Annotated in this window: 11 protein-coding genes and 1 pseudogene; 11 read left to right on the top strand and 1 reads right to left on the bottom strand. The window is 62.8% G+C overall.

The genetic code is table 11. The features are described from left to right. From BVER_RS34575 to BVER_RS25910, 11 genes and pseudogenes are all read left to right on the top strand, one after another. Positions 1 to 270: hypothetical protein (locus tag BVER_RS34575; RefSeq protein WP_232316792.1), on the top strand; the 270-nt coding region annotated here is incomplete at its 5' end. Positions 271 to 379: 109 nt separating this feature from the next. Continuing rightward, complete coding sequence (locus BVER_RS25955; RefSeq protein WP_050455709.1) at positions 380 to 940, top strand: RNA polymerase sigma factor; 561 nt, start codon at positions 380 to 382, stop codon at positions 938 to 940. Continuing rightward, positions 937 to 1380 (top strand): DUF3619 family protein, encoded by a 444-nt coding sequence (locus tag BVER_RS25950; protein ID WP_050455708.1) that lies wholly within the window; start codon positions 937 to 939, stop codon positions 1378 to 1380. Before BVER_RS25955 ends, BVER_RS25950 begins: the two co-directional genes overlap by 4 nt. 34 nt (positions 1381 to 1414) lie before the next feature. Continuing rightward, on the top strand, positions 1415 to 2179 hold the full coding sequence (locus tag BVER_RS25945; RefSeq protein WP_050455707.1) for a DUF3106 domain-containing protein: 765 nt from the start codon (positions 1415 to 1417) through the stop codon (positions 2177 to 2179). A 4-nt stretch (positions 2180 to 2183) separates the two neighbouring features. Further along, positions 2184 to 2717, top strand: a complete 534-nt coding sequence (locus tag BVER_RS25940; RefSeq protein WP_050455706.1) for an RDD family protein — start codon at positions 2184 to 2186, stop codon at positions 2715 to 2717. A gap of 67 nt (positions 2718 to 2784) precedes the next feature. Further along, a pseudogene (locus tag BVER_RS25935) lies at positions 2785 to 3815 on the top strand (UDP-2,3-diacylglucosamine diphosphatase). A 14-nt stretch (positions 3816 to 3829) separates the two neighbouring features. After that, positions 3830 to 4864, top strand: coding sequence for a glycosyltransferase family 4 protein (locus BVER_RS25930; RefSeq protein ID WP_050455705.1), 1035 nt, complete (start codon positions 3830 to 3832; stop codon positions 4862 to 4864). After that, the gene (locus BVER_RS25925) at positions 4861 to 5418 is read left to right on the top strand and encodes a diacylglycerol kinase (protein ID WP_050455704.1); all 558 of its coding nucleotides are present in this window, start codon (positions 4861 to 4863) and stop codon (positions 5416 to 5418) included. Before BVER_RS25930 ends, BVER_RS25925 begins: the two co-directional genes overlap by 4 nt. A gap of 142 nt (positions 5419 to 5560) precedes the next feature. Beyond that, positions 5561 to 6301: a TetR/AcrR family transcriptional regulator gene (locus BVER_RS25920; protein WP_050455703.1), complete on the top strand. Its 741-nt coding sequence runs from the start codon at positions 5561 to 5563 to the stop codon at positions 6299 to 6301. Next, the gene (locus BVER_RS25915; RefSeq protein ID WP_050455702.1) at positions 6301 to 6885 is read left to right on the top strand and encodes an LOG family protein; all 585 of its coding nucleotides are present in this window, start codon (positions 6301 to 6303) and stop codon (positions 6883 to 6885) included. Before BVER_RS25920 ends, BVER_RS25915 begins: the two co-directional genes overlap by 1 nt. A 34-nt stretch (positions 6886 to 6919) precedes the next feature. Continuing rightward, positions 6920 to 7666, top strand: a complete 747-nt coding sequence (locus BVER_RS25910; RefSeq protein WP_050455701.1) for an SDR family oxidoreductase — start codon at positions 6920 to 6922, stop codon at positions 7664 to 7666. A gap of 4 nt (positions 7667 to 7670) precedes the next feature. Here the strand turns inward: BVER_RS25910 and BVER_RS25905 are convergent, their stop codons facing one another. Next, positions 7671 to 8228, bottom strand: a complete 558-nt coding sequence (locus BVER_RS25905) for a DUF5672 family protein (RefSeq protein ID WP_157056226.1) — start codon at positions 8226 to 8228, stop codon at positions 7671 to 7673. Positions 8229 to 8356 lie beyond the last annotated feature (128 nt).

The following is an 8356-nucleotide window of genomic DNA, read 5'->3' as shown; positions in this document are numbered from 1 at the left end:
CGCACGCTCCCCTGCCGACGCTTCGCCGATCACCTCGCGGTGACCTGCGCACGGCTCGGGGCCGATGTGGTTCGCTACTCCTTCATCGCAGTGGACTTTCACCACCTACTCCTTGCCAGTCTACCGGTGCACTCAGAAAATGTAACAGTTGGCCGCGCGAAGGGTCAAGCAAAAACTGCAGGAATTGTTCGAGAGGCCGAAAATGCACCGCCTGAAGGCATCCCGAACCTGTTCGCCTTAAATTGGCCGCTCGTAACGATTTTAACTTAAAATTCCCGGCTCTGGCGAAAATTTGCTAGCATCGCCGGGTTTTCCCAGAACTCCAGATCCCTCTCGACGCATAAACGGACGCAAATTCGTTGCGCCGGGCCCCCATAGGATGGCATCAGACAAGGAACTCGCCGATTTCCTGGCGGGCGTCGAAAGGCGCGCGTTCAAGCAAACCGTCTATACCGTGCGCGACGACGACGCGGCGCTCGACATCGTGCAGGACGCGATGATCAAGCTGGCCGAAAAGTACGGCGATCGCCCGCCTTCCGAGCTTCCGCTCTTGTTCCAGCGTATCCTTCAGAACGCGACGCACGATTATTTCCGCCGCCAGAAGGTCCGCAATACGTGGGTCACCCTCTTCTCCTCGTTCGGCAGTGCCGACGACGACGAATTCGACCCGCTCGAGACCTTCGAAGCCGAAGACGGCGCGGGCATCGAAAGCAGCGAAAACAAACTGGAGCGCGAACAGGTACTGAACCTGATCGACGCCGAAATACAGAAGCTGCCGGCGCGTCAACGAGAAGCGTTCCTCATGCGTTACTGGGAAGATATGGATGTCGCAGAGACGGCCGCCGCGATGGGCTGTTCCGAGGGCAGCGTGAAAACGCATTGCTCGCGGGCCACGCACACACTCGCTCAAGCCCTGAAAGCGAAGGGGATCACGCTATGAGTACCAATCTTGAATCGAAGGAAAACGACTTCGCGCTAAAGATCGTTCGCGCGCTGGACGAAACCGCATCGAATATTCCGCCAGCCGCCATCGACAAGCTCGCTGCCGCCCGGCGGACCGCGATCGCACGCAAGAAGCCTGAAAAAGTCGCGGTTGCGGCACCCGTCTTCACGCCGGTTCTGGCCGGCGCGGGCGCGTCGCTTTCGATGGGCGGCGACGACTCGCCGGCGCGTCGCGGGCTGATCGCGAAGCTCGGCGGTCTCGGCCTGATCTGGCCGCTGGCCGCGCTGGTGATCGGCATCGCGGGTATCGCGTATTTCGAGGATCAGCAACGCAAGGCCGAACTTGCCGACATCGACGCCGCCATGATGTCCGACAGCCTGCCGCTCGACGCCTATCTGGATCACGGCTTCAACGCGTATCTGTCGCGCGATCATTAAGCATTTGTTGAAATAAACGCGGAGGAACGTTCGGGTGAGTTACAAGCGCGGTCTCGCGATTGTCTTCGGTTGTGCGATTGCGGGTCTGGTCGCGTTCGCTGCAACGTATCCGCGCTTTTATCCCGCCACGGCCGCTTCGCCCGCAGCCGCCATCGGCGCGCCGGGCGGCGCGAGCGCATCCGCGCTGGCCGTGGCGTCCGCCGCGCCGGAAAGCCCGACTTCCTGGAGCCATCTCACCGATGCGCAACGCATCGCGCTCGCGCCGTTCGCGACGCAGTGGGATTCCTTCAGCGACGAACGCAAGCAGAAGTGGCTCAAGATCGCGTCGCGTTATCACCGCATGTCGCCGGAAGCGCAGGAAAAGCTGCACAAGCGCATGGAAGAATGGGTGCGCATGACGCCTGCCGAGCGCCAGGTCGCGCGTGAAAATTATCAGGTGTCCAAGCAGGTGCCGCTGGAAAAGCGCAAGGAGGCCTGGGACGCCTATCAAAAACTGTCCGAAGAGCAGAAGAAAAAGCTCGCAGCCAGCGAACACACGCGCCGGCCCACGGTCGTCTCCGTGCCACCGACCGGCAAGACCGAAGTGAAGGATTTGAATCGCCTGTTCGCCTCGCGTGAGCATCATGCGAGCGGCGGCCATGCGGAAAACGGAGCGGGAGCATCGAATGCGCCGGCCGCGCCCGCGCCCTCTTCCGCCACGCCCACGCAGCAAGGCATTCCGAACGCCGCGAGCATCGTGCCGGCCACGCCCATTCCGGTGTCGCCGCAGCAGGCGCCGTCGGTCTACAACGGGTCCTGACCGAATGAGCGCGAGCGCGTCGGTGATCGATTCGCCCTTGCGCGCGCCGACGCTGCGCCGCCGCCTCGCGGCCATGCTCTACGAAGCCGTGATCCTCTTCGGCGTGATCTTCCTCGCCGCGTATCTGTTCAGCACGCTCACGCAGCAACGCAATGGCCTGATGCTGCACAACTGGCTGATGGCGTGGGTCGGCATCGTGCTGGCCGCGTATTTCGTGTGGTTTTGGTGCCACGGCGGCCAAACTTTGCCGATGAAAACCTGGCGTCTCAAACTCGTCGATACGCACGGTCAGCCGGTCAAACCGCCACGCGCCTTCGTGCGCTATCTGCTCGCGTGGCTGTGGTTCCTGCCGCCGCTCGCGCTACATCCGATTCTCGGTCTTGCCGTGCCACAAACGCTTCTGGTGCTGCCGGCGTGGGTGATTCTATGGGCGCTGGCCGTGCGCTTCGACCCGGCGCGCCAGTTCATCCACGATCGTCTCGCGGGGACGCGCATCGTCATGGTGCGTTCCGTCGCTGAAAAGGCCGCCGCCAAGTAATAAGAAGTTCTCATGACTGTCACGGCTCCGTCACCCTCGCGTGGCGCAATGCGCATACCGAAACTCGATGCGCGAGCCAATGGCCTTGAACTCGACAGTCACCTCCCCAATCGAGCCGTCCACGACCCTACGCTTTCGCAATACCGACCTGCGCGTCGATCCCTTCGCACTGAAGCCCGATTCTCCCGAATCATCCGAAGCGTCCGCGTCTTCCGGCGTGCCCGGCCTGTCCGATTCGCGTCGCACGTCGCCCGAAGGCGATGGCGATTCGGGCGACGCGCTGCATCGCTATCGCACGATCTGGCTGTCGGATATCCATCTGGGTTCGGGCGGTTGCCAGGCGCCGTATCTGCTCGACTTCCTGCGCCATAACGACTCGGAATATCTGTACCTGGTCGGCGACATCATCGACGGATGGCAGTTGCGCAAGGGCTGGTTCTGGCCGCAGGCGCACAACGACGTCGTGCAGAAAATCCTCCGCAAGGCGCGCAAGGGCACGCAGGTCGTGTATATCCCCGGCAATCACGATGAAGCCGCGCGCCAGTTCTGCGATCTCGCGTTCGGCGATATCCACGTGCGCGGCGAAGCGTTCCACACGACGCTCGCGGGCAAGCGCCTGTGGATCGTGCACGGGGCGATCTGTTCGACGGCGTGATCCAGCACGCCAAATGGCTCGCCTATCTCGGCGACACCGCGTACACGATGATCCTGCTGCTCAACCGCTGGTTCAATCGCGTGCGCACGCGGCTCGGGCTGAACTACTGGTCGCTGTCGCAGTATCTGAAGCATCAAGTGAAGAACGCGGTCAACTTCATCTCCCAGTTCGAAAAGGTGATGACCGACGAAGCGCGCCGCCGCGGTTGCGACGGCGTGGTCTGCGGGCACATCCACAAGGCCGAGATTCGCGAAATCGACGGCGTCCTATACTGCAACGACGGAGACTGGGTGGAGAGCCTTTCCGCGCTGGTCGAAACCTACGACGGCAAGCTGAAGATCGTCTACTGGACCGTCATGCATTCCCCCCCCAGGCGCGCCACAGCAAGGCGCGCGCAACCGTCTGAGACCACACCTTGCCGCCACTCACCGACGCAACCCTAACCGGGCACAAGCCGATGAAAATCATGATCGTTACCGACGCATGGGAGCCGCAAGTCAACGGCGTCGTGCGCACGCTCAAGAACACGACCAAGGAACTCACCGCGCTGGGACATCGCGTGGAATTGCTGACGCCGCTCGAATTCAAGACGATTCCCTGCCCGACCTATCCCGAGATCCGTCCCTCGCTGATGCCGGGCCGGCACGTCAACGAGCGCATCGACAAGTTCGATCCGGATGCGCTGCATATCGCGACCGAAGGTCCGCTCGGCATGGCCGCGCGATCGTATGCGCTGAAGCACAAGCTGCCGTTCACGACGGCGTATCACACGCGCTTTCCGGAGTACGTGCAGGCGCGCTTCGGCATTCCCGTCGGGATGACGTACCGTTTCCTGCACTGGTTCCACAAGCACTCGCAAGCGGTGATGGCGCCCACGCCCGTCGTCAAGTCGGACCTCGAAAAATACGGCTTCGACAACGTCGTGCTGTGGACGCGCGGCGTCGATCTCGACATCTTCCAGCCGATGGATTCGAAGGTCCTCAACACCGCGCGGCCGATTTTCCTCTACGTCGGACGCGTGGCCGTGGAGAAGAACGTCGAGGCGTTTCTGAAGCTCGATCTGCCCGGCTCGAAATGGGTCGCCGGCGAAGGCCCGGCGCTCGCGGAACTGAAGTCGCGCTATGCCAACGTGAACTATCTCGGCGTGCTGTCGCAGCCCGAACTCGCGAAGGTCTACGCCGCCGCCGACGTCTTCGTGTTCCCGAGCAAGACCGACACCTTCGGCCTCGTGCTGCTCGAAGCGATGGCCTGCGGCACGCCGGTCGCGGCCTATCCGGTGACGGGTCCGATCGACGTGCTCGGCACCGACGGCCCCGGCGCGATGAATCACGACCAGCGCGAAGCCTGCCTCGATGCGCTGAAAATCGAACGCGCCGATGCCCGCGCGTGGGCCGAACGTTTCTCATGGCGCGCGGCGTCGGAGCAATTCGCTTCGCATCTGCGCAAGTTCGGCCCGCGCGGCGGCCCGAGCACCGACCGGGCGGCCGCATGACGCGACGCGCGCTTGCGCAGGAACAGGCGGAATCGAACACGCGCGCGGCGGCGGGACGCACCCAGCCGCGCGTGGCCGATCCGTTCGACGACGATATCGAAGACGTGACCGACCCCTCCCCACAACCCGGCGAACCTTTGAGCACCGACGATCTGCCCTTCAATCCGTACAAGGGCAATCGCGGCTTCACGGGCGCCTGGCACGCGATGAAGAATTCGCTCAACGGCTTTCGCGTGGCGATTCGCGAGGAAAACGCGTTTCGGCAGGAACTGACGCTCGCCGCGATTCTGCTGCCGTGCAGCGTCTTCGTGCCGGTCGCGCCGGTGGAACGCGTCGCGCTGATCGCCTCGGTGCTGCTGGTGCTGATCGTCGAGCTGCTCAATTCGAGCGTCGAGGCGGCCATCGACCGTATTTCGCTGGAGCGGCACGAACTCTCCAAACGCGCCAAGGATTTCGGCAGCGCGGCCGTGATGGTCGCGCTTGGCGTCTGCGTCGTCACCTGGGCGCTGATACTCTGGCCGCTTGCTTCCGCGTGGCTTCAGCGTATCTTATAAAGACGACGGCTCGCCTGCGAGCCCCGTCCGTTATGCCGAACGACCGGTTTATAATCGTCCGACATTCTCAAAAATAGCCACGGACGCGGCCGCGCGAATGCTGATTGAGAGCAACCGCTGCCGGATGCCAAGGTCGGACGACATGGAAGCCAAACCACCCCGCCGCACCCGCGAACGGATACTCGAACTGTCGCTGAAGTTGTTCAACGATATCGGCGAGCCGAACGTCACCACGACGACGATCGCCGAGGAGATGGAAATCAGTCCAGGCAATCTGTATTACCATTTCCGCAACAAGGACGACATCATCAACAGTATCTTCGCGCAGTTCGAACAGCAGATTCAGAAGCGGCTGCGCTTCCCCGACGACCATCGTCCGACCATCGACGAAATGTGGTCGTATCTGCAGTACATGGCGGATTTCCTGTGGACGTACCGCTTTCTCTATCGCGATCTGAACGATCTGCTGGCGCGCAATCGCACGCTCGAGACGCATTTCAAGCAGATCATCACCCACAAGGTTCGCTTCGCGCATCAGCTCTGCGAGGCGCTGGTGGCCGATGGCGAAATGGTCGCGACGCCAGGGGAAATCGACGTCATCGCCACCAACATGGGGCTTTTGGCAACGTACTGGCTGTCGTATCAGTACGTGATGAATCCACGCAAGTACAACGATCAGGAAGCGATTCGCTCGGAGCTGCATCAGGCGAGCCTGAATATTATCTCGATCATGGCGCCGTATTTGCGCGGACGATCGCGTCAGCTCTTCGACGACCTCGTCTCCGGTAAGCTACCGAAACGCCAGTTCGCGGATTTCCTGCCTCAGCGCGAGGACGCGAGCCCGGCTGCATCGAAGAACGACTCTCCGAAGGATTCCCGGTAATGAAAGCAGTGTGTGTGTATTGCGGCTCCGCGACCGGAGCCCGCCCCGTCTATGCCGAAGCGGCCAAGGCCTTCGGCCGCGCATTGGTCGCGAACGATCTCTCGCTGGTCTACGGCGGCGGACGCGTCGGCCTGATGGGCCTGATCGCCGACGAAGTGCTCGCCACCGGCGGCCGCGCGATCGGCGTGATTCCCGAATTGCTGCTGGCGAAGGAAGTCGGCCATACGGATCTGACCGAACTGATCGTTGTGCCCGACGTGCACGAGCGCAAGAAGAAGATGGCCGATCTCGCCGATGCCTTCGTCGCGATGCCCGGCGGCGTCGGCACGTTCGAAGAGTTTTTCGAAGTCTATACGTGGGCGCAACTCGGCTATCACCAGAAGCCCGTCGGCCTGCTCGACGTGAACGGCTACTACGATCCTTTGATGGCGATGCTGCGTCACACCGTCGAGGAAGGCTTCATGCGCGCGCCGTATCTCGACATCATCCAGGTCGCGGCCGAACCCGCCGAGATGCTCGCCAAACTCGCGGCCTACACGCCGCCCGCGCATGACAAGTGGGCGGAGAAACGCGACGCCGTCTGATTTTCGATCTTCATCGCCAGAGGAACATGCTTCGATGTCCAAAGTCATTCTGATTACCGGCGGCAGCCGCGGCATCGGCCGATCGGCCGCCGTGCTCGCCGGGGCGCGCGGCTGGTCGGTGGGCGTGAACTACACGTCGAACGCCGCAGCCGCCGATGAAACCGTCGCCGCCGTCAAGGCCGCCGGCGGCCAGGCGATCGCGATTCATGGCGACGTCAGCGACGAAGCCGCGACCGTCGCGATGTTCGATGCCACCGAACAGGCCTTCGGCAAGCTCGACGGCGTGGTGAACAACGCGGGCATCGTCGCGCCCGGTTCGGCGCTGGCGGATATGGACATCGCGCGCATGAAGCGCGTCTTCGATGTCAACGTGCTCGGCGCGTATCTGTGCGCGCGCGAGGCGGCGCGTCGCTTGTCGACGTCGCGCGGCGGCAAGGGCGGCTCGCTGGTCAATATTTCGTCGGCGGCCGCGCGCCTCGGCGGTCCGGGCGAGTATGTCGATTACGCCGGCTCGAAAGGCGCGATCGACACGCTGACCATCGGACTCGCGAAGGAACTCGGACGCGACGGCGTGCGCGTCAACGCGATCCGTCCCGGCCTGATCGAAACGGAGATTCACGCGAGCGGCGGCAAGCCCGATCGCGCGCAGGTGATGGGCGCGACCACGCCGCTCGGTCGTCCGGGCACGGCGGACGAAGTGGGCGAATCGATCGTCTGGCTGTTGTCGGATGCGTCGTCGTATGTGACGGGGGCGTTGCTGGATGTGGCGGGCGGGCGGTAGACGCTCAGTCGGCATGCTCCGAATATTCGATGCCGAAGCCGCGCGCCATCAGCGCGGTTCTGACCGCACGTTCGAAGCTGCTTTCGTCGACGTCTCGTCGTGAAGCCTGGTAACGCATGACAGGAGGATCGACGCTGATCAGGCGGCGCCACCGCCCATGCTGCCCGAACATCTGTGTCGCATCGACGCCATCGTAGATTGGGCCCGCGTTTTCGACGGCGAAACGAACGCAGACCTCCAGCGGCGCGTAGCGTAGGCCGAGCCGTTCCAGTTGCGGACGCAACACCGCCGTCAGTTGTACATCTTCGTTGATCGCATTGTTGAACCAGCCCATCTCGATGGGTTCAGCCTCCATTACCTCCGGAGGCGGCACTTCGACCCGGACTTCGGGATGATCGATCAGCGCACGCAACATGCGCTTGCTGCGCAAGCTGAATCCGCCGTTCAGCACGGGCATGACGATGGAATCGGCCCGACCGAGGTGCCCGCACCAGCTGAAGGCGCGCATCCACATGATGGCTTGTGGCGTGTCGACGCGTGCAAGGTGGATCGGCGTACCCACATAGTCGGGGCTGACTAATTCGTTTTGCGTTGCGCCTCTCTCATGGGAGGAAGGGCAGCGCAGGTGAGCGTTTGAGTGAAGCGAGAAGGACAAGGGCGCAATAAAGCCGCAGCTTTCTGAGGATCATG

It is taken from the genome of Candidatus Burkholderia verschuerenii, from assembly GCF_001189365.1.
GTDB lineage: Bacteria > Pseudomonadota > Gammaproteobacteria > Burkholderiales > Burkholderiaceae > Caballeronia > Caballeronia verschuerenii.
Note: the sequence above shows the minus strand (reverse complement) of the source record. Positions and strands in the feature narration are given on the sequence as shown.